Annotated in this window: 30 protein-coding genes and 1 pseudogene; 1 reads left to right on the top strand and 30 read right to left on the bottom strand. The window is 45.8% G+C overall.

Annotated features, from left to right (window positions below):
- Positions 1 to 3: 3 nt before the first annotated feature.
- Positions 4 to 1461, bottom strand: a complete 1458-nt coding sequence (mgtE, locus tag ASG24_RS13585) for a magnesium transporter (RefSeq protein WP_055872196.1) — start codon at positions 1459 to 1461, stop codon at positions 4 to 6.
- Positions 1462 to 1539: 78 nt separating this feature from the next.
- Here mgtE and ASG24_RS13580 point away from each other — a divergent pair, with 78 nt between their 5' ends.
- Complete coding sequence (locus ASG24_RS13580; protein ID WP_055872195.1) at positions 1540 to 1767, top strand: glutaredoxin family protein; 228 nt, start codon at positions 1540 to 1542, stop codon at positions 1765 to 1767.
- Between the two features lie 118 nt (positions 1768 to 1885).
- Here ASG24_RS13580 and rplQ read toward each other — a convergent pair whose 3' ends face one another.
- The 29 genes and pseudogenes from rplQ to tuf form a co-directional block, all read right to left on the bottom strand.
- A complete protein-coding gene (gene rplQ / locus ASG24_RS13575) occupies positions 1886 to 2275 on the bottom strand; it encodes a 50S ribosomal protein L17 (RefSeq protein ID WP_055872194.1) in 390 nt (129 codons plus the stop codon).
- Positions 2276 to 2307: 32 nt separating this feature from the next.
- The gene (gene rpoA / locus ASG24_RS13570; RefSeq protein ID WP_055827085.1) at positions 2308 to 3294 is read right to left on the bottom strand and encodes a DNA-directed RNA polymerase subunit alpha; all 987 of its coding nucleotides are present in this window, start codon (positions 3292 to 3294) and stop codon (positions 2308 to 2310) included.
- A 56-nt stretch (positions 3295 to 3350) separates the two neighbouring features.
- Entirely contained in the window at positions 3351 to 3980 is a 630-nt protein-coding gene (rpsD, locus tag ASG24_RS13565) for a 30S ribosomal protein S4 (protein WP_055827088.1), read from the bottom strand.
- A 48-nt stretch (positions 3981 to 4028) separates the two neighbouring features.
- On the bottom strand, positions 4029 to 4418 hold the full coding sequence (rpsK, locus tag ASG24_RS13560; RefSeq protein WP_018986256.1) for a 30S ribosomal protein S11: 390 nt from the start codon (positions 4416 to 4418) through the stop codon (positions 4029 to 4031).
- Between the two features lie 39 nt (positions 4419 to 4457).
- Positions 4458 to 4820 carry a 30S ribosomal protein S13 gene (rpsM, locus tag ASG24_RS13555; RefSeq protein WP_055872193.1) on the bottom strand — a complete coding sequence of 121 codons (363 nt, stop codon included), beginning with the start codon at positions 4818 to 4820 and terminating at the stop codon, positions 4458 to 4460.
- 110 nt (positions 4821 to 4930) lie between these two features.
- On the bottom strand, positions 4931 to 5044 hold the full coding sequence (gene rpmJ / locus ASG24_RS14505; RefSeq protein WP_081620790.1) for a 50S ribosomal protein L36: 114 nt from the start codon (positions 5042 to 5044) through the stop codon (positions 4931 to 4933).
- A 107-nt stretch (positions 5045 to 5151) separates the two neighbouring features.
- Complete coding sequence (secY, locus tag ASG24_RS13550; protein ID WP_055827094.1) at positions 5152 to 6465, bottom strand: preprotein translocase subunit SecY; 1314 nt, start codon at positions 6463 to 6465, stop codon at positions 5152 to 5154.
- A gap of 24 nt (positions 6466 to 6489) precedes the next feature.
- On the bottom strand, positions 6490 to 6927 hold the full coding sequence (rplO, locus tag ASG24_RS13545; RefSeq protein ID WP_055827096.1) for a 50S ribosomal protein L15: 438 nt from the start codon (positions 6925 to 6927) through the stop codon (positions 6490 to 6492).
- Positions 6927 to 7124 (bottom strand): 50S ribosomal protein L30, encoded by a 198-nt coding sequence (gene rpmD / locus ASG24_RS13540; protein ID WP_055827098.1) that lies wholly within the window; start codon positions 7122 to 7124, stop codon positions 6927 to 6929. Before rpmD ends, rplO begins: the two co-directional genes overlap by 1 nt.
- Before the next feature lie 2 nt (positions 7125 to 7126).
- Positions 7127 to 7633, bottom strand: a complete 507-nt coding sequence (gene rpsE / locus ASG24_RS13535; RefSeq protein WP_055827101.1) for a 30S ribosomal protein S5 — start codon at positions 7631 to 7633, stop codon at positions 7127 to 7129.
- A gap of 14 nt (positions 7634 to 7647) precedes the next feature.
- Entirely contained in the window at positions 7648 to 8001 is a 354-nt protein-coding gene (gene rplR, locus ASG24_RS13530; RefSeq protein ID WP_055827104.1) for a 50S ribosomal protein L18, read from the bottom strand.
- Between the two features lie 61 nt (positions 8002 to 8062).
- The gene (gene rplF / locus ASG24_RS13525; RefSeq protein WP_055827109.1) at positions 8063 to 8596 is read right to left on the bottom strand and encodes a 50S ribosomal protein L6; all 534 of its coding nucleotides are present in this window, start codon (positions 8594 to 8596) and stop codon (positions 8063 to 8065) included.
- 12 nt (positions 8597 to 8608) lie between these two features.
- Positions 8609 to 9004, bottom strand: a complete 396-nt coding sequence (gene rpsH, locus ASG24_RS13520) for a 30S ribosomal protein S8 (RefSeq protein ID WP_055827112.1) — start codon at positions 9002 to 9004, stop codon at positions 8609 to 8611.
- Between the two features lie 14 nt (positions 9005 to 9018).
- Positions 9019 to 9324 carry a 30S ribosomal protein S14 gene (gene rpsN, locus ASG24_RS13515; protein ID WP_055827115.1) on the bottom strand — a complete coding sequence of 102 codons (306 nt, stop codon included), beginning with the start codon at positions 9322 to 9324 and terminating at the stop codon, positions 9019 to 9021.
- A gap of 3 nt (positions 9325 to 9327) precedes the next feature.
- Entirely contained in the window at positions 9328 to 9867 is a 540-nt protein-coding gene (rplE, locus tag ASG24_RS13510; RefSeq protein ID WP_055827118.1) for a 50S ribosomal protein L5, read from the bottom strand.
- 8 nt (positions 9868 to 9875) lie between these two features.
- On the bottom strand, positions 9876 to 10193 hold the full coding sequence (gene rplX / locus ASG24_RS13505) for a 50S ribosomal protein L24 (RefSeq protein WP_055827121.1): 318 nt from the start codon (positions 10191 to 10193) through the stop codon (positions 9876 to 9878).
- Between the two features lie 17 nt (positions 10194 to 10210).
- Entirely contained in the window at positions 10211 to 10579 is a 369-nt protein-coding gene (gene rplN / locus ASG24_RS13500) for a 50S ribosomal protein L14 (RefSeq protein ID WP_019881229.1), read from the bottom strand.
- Between the two features lie 204 nt (positions 10580 to 10783).
- Positions 10784 to 11041 (bottom strand): 30S ribosomal protein S17, encoded by a 258-nt coding sequence (gene rpsQ, locus ASG24_RS13495; RefSeq protein ID WP_082488120.1) that lies wholly within the window; start codon positions 11039 to 11041, stop codon positions 10784 to 10786.
- The gene (gene rpmC, locus ASG24_RS13490; protein WP_055827124.1) at positions 11038 to 11232 is read right to left on the bottom strand and encodes a 50S ribosomal protein L29; all 195 of its coding nucleotides are present in this window, start codon (positions 11230 to 11232) and stop codon (positions 11038 to 11040) included. Before rpmC ends, rpsQ begins: the two co-directional genes overlap by 4 nt.
- An 11-nt stretch (positions 11233 to 11243) precedes the next feature.
- Positions 11244 to 11660, bottom strand: a complete 417-nt coding sequence (rplP, locus tag ASG24_RS13485; RefSeq protein WP_055827127.1) for a 50S ribosomal protein L16 — start codon at positions 11658 to 11660, stop codon at positions 11244 to 11246.
- Positions 11644 to 12357, bottom strand: a complete 714-nt coding sequence (rpsC, locus tag ASG24_RS13480; protein ID WP_055827131.1) for a 30S ribosomal protein S3 — start codon at positions 12355 to 12357, stop codon at positions 11644 to 11646. Before rpsC ends, rplP begins: the two co-directional genes overlap by 17 nt.
- Before the next feature lies 1 nt (position 12358).
- Positions 12359 to 12697 (bottom strand): 50S ribosomal protein L22, encoded by a 339-nt coding sequence (gene rplV, locus ASG24_RS13475; RefSeq protein ID WP_055827133.1) that lies wholly within the window; start codon positions 12695 to 12697, stop codon positions 12359 to 12361.
- A 9-nt stretch (positions 12698 to 12706) separates the two neighbouring features.
- Positions 12707 to 12982 (bottom strand): 30S ribosomal protein S19, encoded by a 276-nt coding sequence (rpsS, locus tag ASG24_RS13470; RefSeq protein ID WP_055827137.1) that lies wholly within the window; start codon positions 12980 to 12982, stop codon positions 12707 to 12709.
- Positions 12983 to 12987: 5 nt separating this feature from the next.
- Entirely contained in the window at positions 12988 to 13821 is an 834-nt protein-coding gene (gene rplB, locus ASG24_RS13465) for a 50S ribosomal protein L2 (protein ID WP_055827140.1), read from the bottom strand.
- 11 nt (positions 13822 to 13832) lie between these two features.
- On the bottom strand, positions 13833 to 14147 hold the full coding sequence (gene rplW / locus ASG24_RS13460) for a 50S ribosomal protein L23 (protein ID WP_055827143.1): 315 nt from the start codon (positions 14145 to 14147) through the stop codon (positions 13833 to 13835).
- Positions 14144 to 14770, bottom strand: a complete 627-nt coding sequence (gene rplD, locus ASG24_RS13455) for a 50S ribosomal protein L4 (protein ID WP_055827144.1) — start codon at positions 14768 to 14770, stop codon at positions 14144 to 14146. The genes rplW and rplD overlap by 4 nt, the downstream gene beginning before the upstream one ends.
- Positions 14770 to 15420: a 50S ribosomal protein L3 gene (gene rplC, locus ASG24_RS13450; RefSeq protein WP_055827147.1), complete on the bottom strand. Its 651-nt coding sequence runs from the start codon at positions 15418 to 15420 to the stop codon at positions 14770 to 14772. The genes rplD and rplC overlap by 1 nt, the downstream gene beginning before the upstream one ends.
- A 138-nt stretch (positions 15421 to 15558) precedes the next feature.
- Positions 15559 to 15867 (bottom strand): 30S ribosomal protein S10, encoded by a 309-nt coding sequence (gene rpsJ / locus ASG24_RS13445; protein WP_011478646.1) that lies wholly within the window; start codon positions 15865 to 15867, stop codon positions 15559 to 15561.
- A gap of 57 nt (positions 15868 to 15924) precedes the next feature.
- Positions 15925 to 16095: pseudogene (gene tuf, locus ASG24_RS14500) on the bottom strand (elongation factor Tu); the annotation flags it as partial.

Here is a 16095-nt window from a genome sequence, read left to right as displayed (position 1 = left end):
CACTTACAGCAAAAAGATGGTTGCCAGCCCCAGGAAGATCATAAAGCCGCCACTGTCCGTGATGGCCGTAATCAGCACGCTGGAACCCACTGCAGGATCCCGGTCCAGCTTATTCATCACCAAAGGAATCACTACGCCTATAACGGCTGCAAGCAGTAGATTCAATGTCATCGCTGACATCATCACCAGCCCCAATGCCGGACTCTTGTACAACCAATATGCAATCAGACCGAGAACACTCCCCCATACAAGTCCATTCAGCAATGCGACACCCACTTCCTTTTTCAGCAACGAACGCATGTGATAGCCGGAAATCTGTCCAAGTGCCAGGCCTCGTACAATCATGGTAGTGGTTTGATTGCCGGAATTACCGCCAATACCGGCAACAATCGGCATCAGTGCCGCCAGCGCGACGATTTTCTCAATACTGCCCTCGAATAAGCCAATCACCCTGGAAGCAACTAATGCCGTCACCAGATTAATCGCCAGCCAAGCCCAACGGTTTTGCACGGATTTCCAGATTGAGGCAAAGAAGTCTTCCTCTTCGCGCAAACCGGCCCAGGACAACATGTCGGCTTCCGCTTCTTCCCTGATAATATCCATCACCGTGTCGACCGTGATACGCCCTACCAGCTTGCGATTGTTATCCACTACCGGCGCCGTCACCAGGTCATAACGCTCAAATGCCATCGCTGCCTGGTCAGACATATCTTCCGGGTGAAAAACTACAGCGTCGGTAGACATAATGTCACCAACCTCAGTTTCAGGATCATTCAGGATAATACGTTTTAGTGGCAGCACGCCTTGCAGAATATCGTCACGATTGATCACGAACAATTTATCGGTATGGTCGGGAAATTTTGGCAGGCGACGCAGGTAACGTAACACCACCTCCAAAGTGATATCGTCACGAATGGTGACAATATCAAAATCCATAATCGCACCCACCGTGTCTTCAGGATAGGAAAGTGCAGATTGCAAACGTTCGCGGTTCTGCGTATCCAGGCTGTACATCAAGTCCTGCAATACGTCTTTTGGTAAGTCAGGCGCCAAATCCGCCAACTCATCGGTATTCAGTTGTTCTGCAGCAGCGAGGAGCTCTTCGCTGTCCATATCTGCAATCAGCGTCTGACGAACCGCATCTGAAGCTTCAAGCAGAATTTCACCATCACGTTCGGCTTTGACCAGGTCCCATACCATGAGACGGTCATCTAGCGGCAATGACTCCAGAATATAGGCGACGTCAGCCGGGTGTAACTGATCCAGCTTGTGTTGCAGGATATTCAGGTTTTGCTTGTGGACCAGGGATTCAACCAGATCATGTTTGGGCATATCCTGCTTGTGCACCACATGCTCTACCAGTTTGTGCTTGCCCAACAGAGTAATCACCTGCTGCAATGTCTCGCCCAGGCTCTCCTTGCTTTCAATCACCTTCTCATCATGTTCGCGAATATCAGTCATGCTTCTTCCAATGTTGAGCAGGGTTTATTTTTTACAGGTAATATTGTACAAAGCGTTGATGACACTACCTAGCGATTTATGCAGAAGCAATTGATTTTATACGGCACACTAGGCTGCCATTTATGTGAAGACGCAGAACGTGTTTTGCAGGCACTGGCACTTACTTACAAAACAATCGACATTATTGATGACAATCGGCTGCTGGAGAAGTTTGCGACTAGCATTCCGGTATTAGAAGGCGATGGCGAAACATATTTATATTGGCCATTCAACGAGACTCAAGTTACCTTCTGGCTAAAACAGTAAAGATGGCTTTTAAGAAATATAAGTCAGAAACTTTTCCTGTGAGAATCAGTAATGTTATTAATGACAAAAAGCAAAAAAGCCAGCATTGCTGGCTTTTTTTTGAATCACTCAACAGAGATTATTCTGAAGCTGCTGGCGCTTCTGCGATTTCTGGGCGATCAACCAACTCAACAAACGCCATTGGCGCATTGTCACCGTTACGGAAACCACATTTCAGAATACGCAAGTAACCACCATTGCGTGCGTTGTAACGTGGGCCGAGTTCACCGAACAATTTGCCAACGATATCACGGTCACGCAAACGGCTGAATGCCAGGCGACGATTTGCCAATGTCGGTGTTTTGCCTAAAGTGATCAAAGGCTCTGCATATTTACGCAGTTCTTTTGCTTTTGGCAAAGTAGTCTTGATGACTTCGTGACGCAGCAAAGAGGTCACCATGTTGCGGAACATAGCAGCGCGGTGGCTACTTGTTCTGTTCAATTTACGATTGCTATTACCGTGACGCATAGTAATTCCTTAAGTATTTATCTTATTAGAAATTAAGCTTTTTCCAAGCCAACAGGTGGCCAGTTTTCAAGCTTCATTCCCAGTGTTAAGCCTTTGGAGGCCAACACATCTTTAATTTCATTTAATGATTTTCTGCCCAGGTTTGGAGCTTTCAACAGCTCGTTTTCTGTACGTTGAATCAAATCACCAATGTAAAAAATGTTTTCTGCTTTGAGGCAGTTTGCAGAACGTACTGTCAATTCCAGATCATCCACTGGACGCAACAGGATAGGATCAACCTGCGGTGCAGCTTTTACTTCTACATCTGCAGAAGCGCCTTCCAGATTCGCAAATACTGACAACTGGCCGATCAGAATACGTGCTGCATCGCGAATGGCCTGCTCTGGCTCGATAATGCCGTTGGTTTCAACGTCCATAATCAATTTGTCCAGGTCGGTACGTTGCTCAACACGTGCGCTCTCAACATGGTAGCTCACCTTGTTGATCGGGCTGAAAGAAGCATCCACCATCATGAAACCTAATACACGGTCTTCATCGTTAGCTTTCTGGCGAGCTGGCACTGGTTGATAACCACGACCCATTTCAATCTTCACTTCCAGATTCAACTTACCACCTTTGGTGATATGTGCAATCACGTGATTCGGATTGACAATTTCAGCGTCATGTCCAACTTCGAAGTCACCAGCAGTGACAATTCCTTCACCAGACTTGCTTAATACCAAGATGGTTTCAGTCTTGTTGTGCAGTTTTAATGCAACACCTTTAAGGTTCAACAAGATATCAACCACGTCTTCCTGAACACCTTCAATCGTAGAGTACTCATGTACTACACCATCGATTTTTACTTCTGTAATGGCAAAACCTGGGATAGAAGATAAAAGAACTCTTCTTAAAGCGTTACCCAATGTATAGCCGAAACCTCGCTCCATTGGTTCTAAAGTCACACGGGCGCGCAGAGGATTAATGACCTCAACATCAACTACACGTGGCTTCAAATATTCTGTAGGGCTATTTTGCATATATTTCCTTGGAGTAATTGGGTATAAACAAATAAACCTTAGTCTGAACTAAGTGATTACTTAGAATACAACTCAACGATCAATGACTCATTGATAGTAACTGGCAACTCATCACGCTGAGGCTTAGCCTTGTACATACCACTCAATGCCTTGATGTTGACGTCCAACCACTCAGGAAAGCCGCGTTGCTCAGCCGCTTCAACTGCAGCTTTAATACGCAATTGCGATTTAGCCTTTTCTGAAACACTGATCAAATCACCTGCTTTGACCTGGTAAGAAGGGATGTTCACACGTTTGCCATTTACCAGAATGCTGTTATGACGTACAACCTGACGAGCTTCAGAACGAGAACCTGCCAGCCCCATACGATAAGCGACATTGTCTAAACGTGATTCCAGCAATTGCAATAAGCTCTCGCCGGTAATGCCTTTTTGACCATCTGCTTTTGCGTAATAAGCACGGAATTGGCCTTCCAATACTCCGTAGATACGACGCACTTTTTGTTTCTCACGCAACTGCACACCATAGTCTGACATACGTGCGACGCGACGCTGGCCATGCTGACCTGGTGCGAAGTTACGCTTTTCAATTGCGCATTTATCTGTAAAGCATTTTTCAGCTTTCAGAAACAACTTCTCACCTTCTCGACGGCATTGGCGGCATTTAGGGTCTAGATTTCTAGCCAAAATATTCTCCGTTAATTAATTCGCTGATAATGAAATCAGTGAATTGAATTAAATTCTGCGTTTCTTTGGTGGGCGGCAACCGTTGTGCGGCACTGGTGTTACATCAGTAATGCTGGTGATTTTGAAACCAGCAGCATTCAATGCACGTACAGCAGATTCGCGACCTGGGCCTGGACCCTTGATGCGCACTTCTAGATTTTTGACACCAGACTCTTGTGCCGCTTTACCAGCCACTTCTGAAGCTACTTGAGCTGCAAAAGGAGTACTTTTACGTGAGCCTTTAAAGCCTTGGCCGCCTGATGTTGCCCATGACAAGGCATTACCTTGACGATCAGTAATCGTAATAATCGTATTGTTAAAAGAAGCGTGTACGTGGGCAATACCCTCGGCAATGTTCTTTTTAACTTTTTTTCTAACGCGTACATTAGCTTTTGCCATGTTGTACTGTCCTTAATATCTAACTAATGTTCAAAAAGATTATTTAGCTTGTTTAATAGCCTTAACAGGGCCTTTACGCGTACGTGCATTGGTCTTGGTACGCTGTCCACGGACAGGTAGACCACGACGATGACGGATACCGCGGTAGCAACCCAGATCCATCAAACGCTTGATGTTCATAGTCACTTCACGGCGCAAGTCACCTTCAACAGTGAACTTGGCAACTTCGTCACGCAGCTTTTCCACTTCTGAATCGCTCAGATCTTTAACTTTAGATGTCGTTTGTACACCTGCTGCTGCACAGATTTTTTGCGCAGTGTTACGGCCAATACCGTAAATAGAGGTCAAAGCGATTTCTGCATGTTTGTGGTTTGGGATATTCACCCCGGCAATACGAGCCATACTTAAACTCCAATAATCAATCGTTCATCACGATTAAACTTGTGCGTAGAAAAGAAAAGCCGCATATTATATCAGCCAATCCAGACCCTCACAAGGAATTGTTATACCAATTAACCTTGACGTTGTTTATGACGCGGGTCGGTACAAATAATACGAACAACACCGCGACGTCTAACGACTTTACAGTTACGGCACAATGTTTTAACTGATGCGCGAACTCTCATCTTATTTCCTTTAGTTAATTCACTTACTTTGTGCGGAATGTCATTCACACACGGGTTAAATCATTTAGCCTGATCTTGCTGCAACCCCGCCAACCGGCAAAGTGTATTTAGCGACCAGATCCTTTAAAGTTTGCTTTTTTGAGCAAGCCTTCATATTGCTGAGACATCAAATGTGATTGCACCTGTGTCATAAAGTCCATAGTGACCACTACAATAATCAGCAAAGATGTGCCACCAAAATAGAATGGTGTATTAAATTTCAGCACCAGGAATTCTGGCAACAAACAAACCAGCGTAATGTACAGAGCACCGATCAAGGTTAAACGACCCATGATGCGATCAATATATTTAGCTGTTTGATCACCAGGGCGAATACCAGGTACAAATGCACCACTCTTCTTCAAGTTATCTGCCGTTTCTTTAGGATTAAACACTAAAGCGGTATAGAAAAACGCAAAGAACAAAATCGCTGCTGCAAATAATAGAATATACAGTGGCTGACCAGGTGACAGTTTGGCACTGACATCTTTCAACCAATACATATGCTCACTACTTCCGAACCAACCAGCCAAGGTTGCCGGGAACAAAATAATACTTGAAGCGAAGATTGGTGGAATCACACCAGCCATATTCAGCTTCAAAGGCAGATGGGTAGATTGACCACCATAAATACGGTTACCGACCTGACGTTTGGCGTAATTCACTGTAATCTTGCGTTGTCCACGCTCAACAAACACTACTAAAGCGGTCACTAAAATCACAGCAACAAACAGGAACATCACCAATGGTATAGAGAATGCACCGGTCTTCGCCAAATCCAGGGTACTGCCAATCGCATGCGGCAAACCAGCCACGATACCGGCAAAAATGATAATTGAAATACCATTACCAATGCCGCGTTCAGTAATCTGCTCACCTAACCACATCAAAAACATCGTGCCCGCTACCAGGGTTGTCACCGCAGTGATACGGAAACCTAAACCTGGATCAAGCACCAGGCCAGCCTGACCTTCAAGTGCAATGGCAATACCTAGTGCCTGGAATGTCGCCAACAATACAGTGCCATAGCGCGTGTATTTGGTAATTTGACGACGTCCGGCTTCACCTTCTTTTTTCAACTGCTCCAACTGCGGTGAAACCACGGTCAGCAACTGCATGATAATAGAAGCTGAAATGTAAGGCATGATCCCGAGTGCAAACACGGTAAACCGTGACAATGCACCACCGGAGAACATGTTGAACATCCCAAGAATGCCATCTTTTTGTGTGTCAAACAGCTGCTTCAACACTGTTGGATCAATGCCTGGCACCGGAATATGAGCGCCTAGTCGATAAACAATCAACGCCCCCAACAAGAACCACAAACGGCTTTTTAATTCACCAAGTTTGCTAACGGAACTTAAAATATTATCCTGTGCCAAGCTGATACTCTCTTATGACAACAATTAAACTTCGAGTACTTTGCCGCCAGCGGATTCGATGGCTGCTTTAGCACCTTTGGTCAACAACAAACCTTGTACTTGTACTTTAGCAGTCACTTCACCTGACAGGTACACCTTCACTGCCTTGGCTGAAGCTGGCACCAACTTAGCTGCTTTCAAAGACAAGATGTCAATGACTTCACCTTCAGCCAGAGACAATTCGCTCGTACGGATACGAGCTGTGTCATCACGGGTTAAAGAGTTAAAACCACGTTTAGGCAAACGGCGTTGCAAAGGCATTTGACCGCCTTCGAAACCTACCTTATGGAAACCACCGGCACGTGACTTTTGACCTTTGTGACCACGGCCACCAGTTTTACCTAAACCGGAACCAATGCCACGACCTAAACGACGACGTTCTTTCTTAGCGCCTTCTGCAGGCTTAATCGTGTTCAATTGCATTATGCTTCAACCTTTAAAAGATAGCTTACAGCATTGATCATGCCGCGGATTTCAGGCGTATCTTGCACTTCAACTGTATGGTGCATGCGACGCAGACCTAAGCCACGTACTGTTGCTTTATGCGCTTCAATACGACCAATTAAACTTCTTACCAACGTCACTTTTAAAGTCACGTTCTCTTTTTTCGCTTTAGCCATGATTAACCTCTGATTTCTTCTAAGGTCTTGCCACGTTTAGCAGCAATTTCAGCTGGTGTGTTCATGGAAGCCAGACCGTTCAAGGTTGCACGTACCAGATTGTAAGGGTTGGTAGAACCAAGACTCTTAGCAATCACGTTAGTGATACCCATCACTTCAAAAATAGCGCGCATCGTACCACCAGCAATGATACCGGTACCTTCAGAGGCAGGCTGGATCAGTACTTTAGCTGCACCGTGCACACCGGTAACAGCGTGATACAAAGTACCATTTTTCAAATTCACTTTTACCATGCTGCGACGGGCTTCATCCATGGCTTTTTGTACAGCCACTGGCACTTCACGTGCCTTACCTTTACCCATACCAACAGTGCCATCGCCATCACCAACTACGGTCAATGCAGCGAAGCTCATGATACGACCACCCTTAACCGTCTTGCTTACACGGTTAACAGTAATCATTTTTTCACGCAAACCGTCAGTTTGCTGCTGTTCAAAATCTTTTGCCATTCTTATCTCACCTATTAGAATTTGAGACCATGTTCACGAGCCGCATCAGCCAAAGCTTTAATGCGACCGTGATACTTGTAACCTGAACGATCAAAAGCAACGTCAGTGATGCCGGCTTTTACAGCTTTTTCAGCAATACGTTTGCCAATCAAGGTTGCAGCTTCGATGTTGCCACCATTTTTCAGTTGTTGACGCACTTCAGCCTCAACGGTAGATGCACTCGCCAATACGCGATCACCAGTTTCAGTAATGATCTGAGCATAAATATTGGTATTGGTGCGATGTACACTCAAACGTGTAACTTTTAACTCGGCGATTTTGGCACGGGTTTTACGTGCTCTGCGCAAGCGGTTATTTACGTTTTTCATTGAATTTACCTTTAATATTGATTCACTGTTCAGGCTATTGTCTAACCTATAAGTGCTTTACTTATTTTTTCTTGGTCTCTTTAATGACGACCACTTCATCCGCATAACGAACACCCTTGCCTTTATATGGCTCTGGAGCACGATAGCCACGGATCTGCGCTGCAACTTGGCCAAGCACTTGCTTGTTAGCCCCGGTCAACACAACCTCTGTTGGCGTAGGCGTTTGCACAGTCACACCTTCAGGCATTTTGTGGTTGATAGGATGTGAGTAACCTAATTCAAGATTCAAAGTTGAGCCTTGAGCATTAGCTTTGTAACCCACACCAATCAGTGTCAATTTACGGGTAAAACCAGCTGAAACACCTTGCACCATGTTCGCCAATAAAGCGCGCACAGTACCAGACATTGCTCGCGAATGCTGTGTTTCATTGTTGGCTTTAACCAGCAACTGTTCACCATCACGAGTCACAGTAATATCTGCTGACAACGCTTGGTTTAATTTACCCAGAGGACCGCTTACTGCGATCTCAGCAGGAGAGATGACGACTTCTACCTTGGCAGGAATCGTAACCGGATTTTTAGCAACACGTGACATATCAAACTCCTCTTAAGCCACGATGCACAGAACTTCACCACCGATACCGGCAGCTTGTGCTTTACGATCAGTCATTACGCCACGTGAAGTAGAGACGATAGTTACGCCTAAACCGTTCATCACGCGTGGGATGTTTTGACTACCTTTATAAATACGCAGACCTGGCTTGGATACACGCTCAATTTTCTCAATCACTGGACGACCAGCGTAGTATTTGAGGCTGATGTTCAAAACAGGTTTACCTTCGTTGGCTTGAACATTGAAATCTTCAATGTAGCCTTCGTCTTTTAATACATTTGCAATGGCGCCTTTAACTTTAGACGCAGGCATTGATACTGTAGGCTTATTCGTACGTTGCGCGTTACGAATACGGGTCAACATATCGGCAATCGGATCACTCATACTCATGTTCTATTCCTCCGTTACCAGCTGGCCTTGGTGACACCTGGTACGTGACCAGCCATCATCAACTTACGCAACTCATTACGTGCGATACCAAATTTACTGAACACACCACGTGGACGGCCAGTCAATGCACAACGATTACGTGTACGCACTGGGCTGGAATTACGTGGCAAACTTTGCAATTTTGAACGTGCAGCAAAACGATCTTCAACGCTTGCATTTTGGTTGTTGATAATTTCAACCAATTCAGCGCGTTTGGCTGCATATTTTTTTACGGTTTCGCGACGCTTTTGCTCGCGCTCTGTCATACATACTTTTGCCATGACTTAACCTCTAAATGGGAAACTAAATGCAGCCAACAGTGCTTTTGCTTCTTCGTCTGTTTGTGCTGTCGTTGTAATGGTGATATTCATCCCGCGCAATACATCGATTTTGTCGTATTCAATTTCCGGGAAAATAATTTGCTCTTTAACACCCATGTTGTAGTTACCACGGCCATCAAAAGATTTTGCAGAAATACCACGAAAGTCACGAATACGTGGGATAGCCACGGTAATCAGACGATCCAGGAATTCATACATACGCTCACGACGCAATGTGACTTTACAACCAACAGGATAGTCATCACGGATTTTAAAAGCCGCAACAGACTTTTTAGCCTTAGTTACGATCGCTTTTTGACCAGCAATTTTTTCCATATCGGCAACTGCGTGCTCCATAACTTTTTTATCAGCTACAGCTTCGCCTACGCCCATATTCAGGGTAATTTTTTCGATACGTGGCACCTGCATTGAAGAGGTGTAACCAAACTGTTCAGTCAATTTGGGAACCACTGTATCGTTATAGAACTGTTTTAAACGTGCCATATGTATTCCTATGCGTCGATAGACTCGCCGCTAGATTTGTAAACACGAATCTTGCGACCATCTTCGAGTACCTTAAAACCAACACGATCAGCTTTTTTAGTTGCAGCGTTATAAATCGCCACATTAGAAATGTCCAAAGGCATTTCTTTGCTGATGATGCCACCAGTAACACCACGCATAGGGTTAGGACGAGTGTGTTTTTTTACCACATTCAGACCTTCCACCACTACATGGCCGGTTGGCAAGACGTTCAAAACAGCACCTGTTTTACCTGCGTCTTTACCTGTATTCAAAATGACTTGGTCACCTTTGCGAATTTTGCTCATTTATCGTCTCCAGCCTATTACAGCACTTCAGGCGCTAATGAAACGATCTTCATGAAGCGCTCACTGCGCAACTCACGTGTCACCGGGCCAAAAATACGTGTACCAATTGGCTCAAGCTTGTTGTTCAACAAGACTGCAGCATTGGCATCGAATTTAACTAAGGAACCATCCGGGCGACGTACACCTTTAGCAGTGCGTACAACCACAGCGTTGTAGATTTCACCTTTTTTGACGCGACCACGCGGAGCAGCATCTTTAATGCTAACTTTGATGATGTCGCCAATGCTGGCATAACGACGCTTGGAACCACCCAAGACCTTGATACACTGCACGGAACGCGCACCAGTGTTATCGGCCACTTCAAGCCGAGATTGCATTTGAATCATGAGAAATAATCTCCAACTTAATCCGTTATAACCACTACCAGCCGCCTGTTTTGAATTCGCATTCAAAAACACGTTACGGCCAATAGACCACGGTCAGTATTGGGGTGCCAGCTACATGCCATCTAAGGCGGGCACCGAAAAGTCCAACATTATACAACTAAAAAAACGCTTGTGACAAGCGCTTTTCCAGTTATATTTGAAGCCTTACTTAGCTTCGATTTTGCTCACTACCCAAGACTTAGTCTTGGAGTATGGGCGTGATTCAGTAATTGTGACTAAATCGCCTTCTTGACATGCATTACTTTCGTCATGTGCATGAAATTTGTTCGATTTAGAAACCACTTTACCAATCAGAGGGTGTTTTACTTTACGCTCGACAAGCACAGTCACGGTTTTATCCATCTTGTTGCTTACCACGCGACCAGTCAAACTGCGTACAACTTTCGCCTTTTCAGTCATCATGCTTGTTTCGCCTTCTCAGCCAGCACGGTTTTAACGCGAGCTACATCTTTACGCACTTTACCCAGCTGATCTGCTTTGTTCAATTGTTGAGTCGCCAGTTGCATGCGCAGTGAAAACTGTGCGCGACGCAATTCAACCAACTCGGTATTCAGCTCTTCAGCTGATTTTGCTCGAAATTCTGAAGCTTTCATTTCACTACTCCTTAACTACCGATTTGACGGGTCATGAATGTAGTTTCAATTGGCAACTTAGCAGCAGCCAGTTTGAAAGCTTCGCGAGCCAATTCTTCGCTCACGCCATCCATCTCGTACAACATTTTGCCTGGCTGAATTTGAGCGATGTAGTAATCAACACTACCTTTACCATTACCCATACGCACTTCAGCAGGTTTTTTAGAAATTGGCTGATCAGGGAATACACGGATCCAGACGCGGCCACCACGCTTAATGTGACGAGTCATCACACGACGTGCAGCTTCGATCTGACGTGCGGTCAAACGACCACGACCAATCGCTTTTAAACCAAATTCACCAAAGCTTACCTTGTTACCAGTAGTCGCAATACCTTTATTGCGACCCTTTTGCATCTTGCGGTATTTCTGTCTAGCTGGTTGCAGCATCTTTAGCCCTCGGCTTTCTTACTTTTTTCTCTGGCTCAGCATCAGCAACAGCAGCATTAGCCGCGTTATCACCGAAAATCTCACCTTTGAATACCCAAACTTTAATCCCGATAATACCGTAGGTGGTAGAAGCCTCTGCCACACCATAGTCGATATCAGCACGCAGTGTATGGAGAGGCACACGGCCTTCGCGATACCACTCGGTACGTGCAATTTCGATACCATTCAAACGACCGGAACTCATAATCTTGATGCCTTGTGCACCCAAACGCATTGCATTTTGCATTGCGCGTTTCATGGCACGACGGAACATCACACGCTTTTCCAATTGCTGAGCAATGGATTGCGCAATCAACGTGGCGTCCAGCTCAGGCTTACGCACTTCTTCAATGTTCAGATGAACTGGAACGCCCATCAAACCTTGCAGAGAAGAACGCAAAGACTCAATGTCTTCACCTTTTTTACCAATCACCACACCTGGACGGGCGCTGTGAATAGTAATTTTTGCATTTTTAGCTGGGCGCTCGATGATGATTTTGCTTACAGCAGCGCTCGCCAGTTTCTTGTTCAGGAACTCGCGCACTTTGATGTCGCCTTGCAACATCGCAGGGAAGTTCTGGCTATTTGAGTACCAACGTGACGCCCAGTTTTTCTGGACGCTCAAACGGAACCCAATTGGATGAATTTTCTGTCCCATATTATTCCTTTGAGTCACCGACTGTCACATGAATATGACATGTTGGTTTCGTAATACGACCAGCGCGACCTTTTGCACGTGCACGGATACGTTTCATGACAATGCCTTTATCAACGTAAATTGAAGTCACCTTCAATGCGTCAATATCAGCCCCATTGTTATGCTCGGCATTGGCAATCGCAGACAGAACCACTTTTTTGATGATCTCGGCACCACGCTTAGGCGTGAATTCAAGAATATTCAAAGCGTGATCTACTTTTTTGCCACGTACCAAGTCGGCCACCAGACGCGCTTTTTGCGGAGAAAGGTGTACGCCTTTTAAAACTGCAGTAACTTGCATATCAGCCCCTTACTTCTTCGCTTTTTTATCAGCCGCGTGCCCTTTGAATGTGCGGGTTAACGCAAATTCGCCAAGCTTGTGACCAACCATGTTTTCAGAAATCAGCACAGGCACATGTTGTCTACCGTTGTGCACTGCGATGGTTAAACCAATAAAGTCAGGCAATACAGTCGAACGACGAGACCAAGTTTTGATTGGCTTTCTATCGCGGTTCGCTGACGCAGTTTCGACTTTCTTAGCCAAGTGAGCGTCCACAAATGGACCTTTTTTAACAGAACGTGCCATAGCGATTACCTTACATTTCTCGGACGACGACTTACGCGCATGTTATCAGTACGCTTATTCTTACGTGTACGATAACCCTTAGTTTTCTGACCCCATGGTGAAACCGGGTTCATACCTGCAGCAGTACGGCCTTCACCACCACCGTGCGGGTGATCAACCGGGTTCATCACCACACCGCGAACGGTCGGGCGAATACCACGCCAGCGCATAGCACCAGCTTTACCGATAGAACGCAGTGAATGCTCTTCGTTACCCACTTCACCCAAAGTTGCTTTGCAGTCAACGTGCACACGGCGAACTTCACCGGAACGCAAACGCAACTGAGCGTAAGCACCTTCACGTGCCAGCAACTGGACAGAAGTACCAGCTGAACGTGCAATCTGCGCGCCTTTGCCTGGCTGGATTTCGATACAATGAATCGTGCTACCGACAGGAATATTACGCAATGGCAATGCATTACCAGCACGGATAGGCGCTTCAGAACCGCTCACCAGTTGTGCACCGGCAGCAATGCCTCGTGGGGCAATGATGTAACGACGCTCACCATCCGCATAGCACAGCAACGCAATGTTAGCTGTACGGTTTGGATCGTATTCGATACGCTCTACAGTCGCAGGAATACCATCTTTGTTACGACGGAAGTCGATCACACGGTAATGCTGCTTATGACCGCCACCTTGGTGACGGGTTGTGATGCGGCCGTTGTTATTACGACCAGCATTTTTACTTTGACTTTCCAACAGCGGCGCGTAAGGCTTGCCTTTGTGCAAATCAGGTGTAACGACCTTCAATACACCACGACGACCGGGGGAAGTTGGTTTGACTTTAACTAATGCCATGTCTTCTCTCCTTATTCGCCAGCTGCAAAATTAATTTCTTGACCTGGCTTCAGGCTAACATAAGCCTTTTTCCAGTCACTACGCTTACCTGTACGACGGCCAGCACGCTTTACTTTACCTGCGACGTTAATCACAGATACAGAAGCCACTTCAACCTTGAACACCAATTCAACTGCCGCCTTGATTTCTGGCTTGGTTGCATCAGTACGTACTTTAAAAGCGATTTGCTGATGTTTGTCAGCAATGAAAGTCGCCTTCTCGGTAATTTGTGGTGCCAAAATCACTTGCAATAAACGATCTTGAGTTTTGGTTGCTGCGGTAATCATGCCAAGATCTCCTCTAGTTTCTTCACTGCGCCAGCAGTTACTAAAACGTTAGGGAAACGCACTAGGCTAACTGGATCAGCAAACTGCGCTTCAACTACCAATACATTTGGCAGGTTACGGGAAGACAAGTACAAGTTCTCATCAAAACCGTCAATCAACAGCAATACACCGCCGTCAACGCCCAGAGCATTGATTTTTTGTACCAGTTGTTTTGTTTTTGGCGTATCAACAGTAAATGTGTCTACAACCTTCAAACGGTCCTGACGCACCAACTCAGACAAAATAGTCTGCATACCAGCACGGTAAGCCTTGCGGTTTACTTTGTGGCTGTAGTTTTCGTTAGGGCTATTAGGGAATGCACGACCACCTCCGCGCCAGATCGGGCTGGAAGTCATACCAGCACGAGCGTTACCAGTACCCTTTTGCGCATATGGCTTGTGGGTAGTATGGGCAACGGTAGCACGTGTTTTTTGTGCACGGGTTGCTGTACGGGCATTCGCCATGTAAGCAACGACAACTTCGTGCACCAGCGACTCGTTAAACTCACGACCAAAAGTTACGTCAGACGCATCAACGCCTTTTTTAGCAACCTTGCCGTTCAGATCAATCAGTTTTAATTCCATTATGCAGCCCCTTTCGCTTTGATGGCTGGACGTACAACAACATTGCCACCTTTGGAGCCAGGTACGGAACCTTTAATCAATAACAGATTACGCTCAACGTCTACACGAACGATTTCCAGGTTTTGGGTAGTAACTTTAATGTCACCCAAATGACCAGGCATGCGCTTACCAGGGAATACTCGACCCGGATCCTGCGCCATACCGATAGAACCAGGTACGTTATGTGAACGTGAGTTACCGTGAGAAGCACGGTTAGAGGAGAAGTTATGACGTTTAATCGCACCGGCAAAACCTTTACCGATGGATGTACCTGTCACGTCTACCAATTGACCAACAGAGAAAATATCAACAGTGACATTTCCGCCTACTTGGAAATTGGCCAGAACATCTTCAGCCACATTGAATTCTTTGATACCAGCACCGGCAGTTACGCCAGCTTTGGCAAAGTGCCCAGTCAACGCCTTGTTGATACGACTAGCACGACGCTCGCCGTATGCAACTTGCAGGCCTGTATAGCCATCAGTTGCAACTGTCTTTACTTGTGTCACGCGGTTAGGGATCACTTCCAGCACTGTTACAGGAACGCTTGCGCCTTCATCTGTAAAAATGCGGGTCATGCCCACCTTGCGACCAATAAGCCCTAAGCTCATGATCAGTTCCTTATAATAGTTTAAAGCGGACGATTACAATTGACCGTCCACCGAAGAGCGCGGATTATACCGAACTATTCTTGGTTTGACAACAGCCTTTTGTTTTAAAAGGCCATTCCCAGAATAACAACTTTAGAATTAAAGCTTGATTTCTACATCCACACCAGCTGGCAGATCCAGCTTCATCAATGCATCCACTGTTTTATCAGTAGGGTCAACGATGTCCATCAAACGTTGATGGGTACGGATTTCGAATTGGTCACGTGAAGTTTTGTTCACGTGTGGGGAACGCAGAATATCAAAGCGCTCAATACGCGTCGGCAATGGTACCGGACCTTTTACTACAGCACCCGTACGTTTCGCAGTTTCAACGATTTCCAGAGCAGATTGATCGATCAGACGATAATCAAAAGCTTTAAGACGGATACGAATTTTTTGAGCTGCCATGTTTTTTCCTTTAAAGAGCAAAAGCGGCAGGAAATTCCTGCCGCCTGTATAAATTAATTACTCGATGATTTTAGCGACGACGCCAGCACCAACGGTACGGCCACCTTCACGGATAGCGAAGCGTAAGCCATCTTCCATCGCGATTGGCGCAATCAGCGCTACCGAGATAGAAACGTTATCACCTGGCATCACCATTTCGGTACCTGCTGGCAATTCAACTGCACCAGT

It is taken from the genome of Methylophilus sp. Leaf414 (genome assembly GCF_001425425.1).
Lineage (GTDB): Bacteria > Pseudomonadota > Gammaproteobacteria > Burkholderiales > Methylophilaceae > Methylophilus.
Note: the sequence above shows the minus strand (reverse complement) of the source record. Positions and strands in the feature narration are given on the sequence as shown.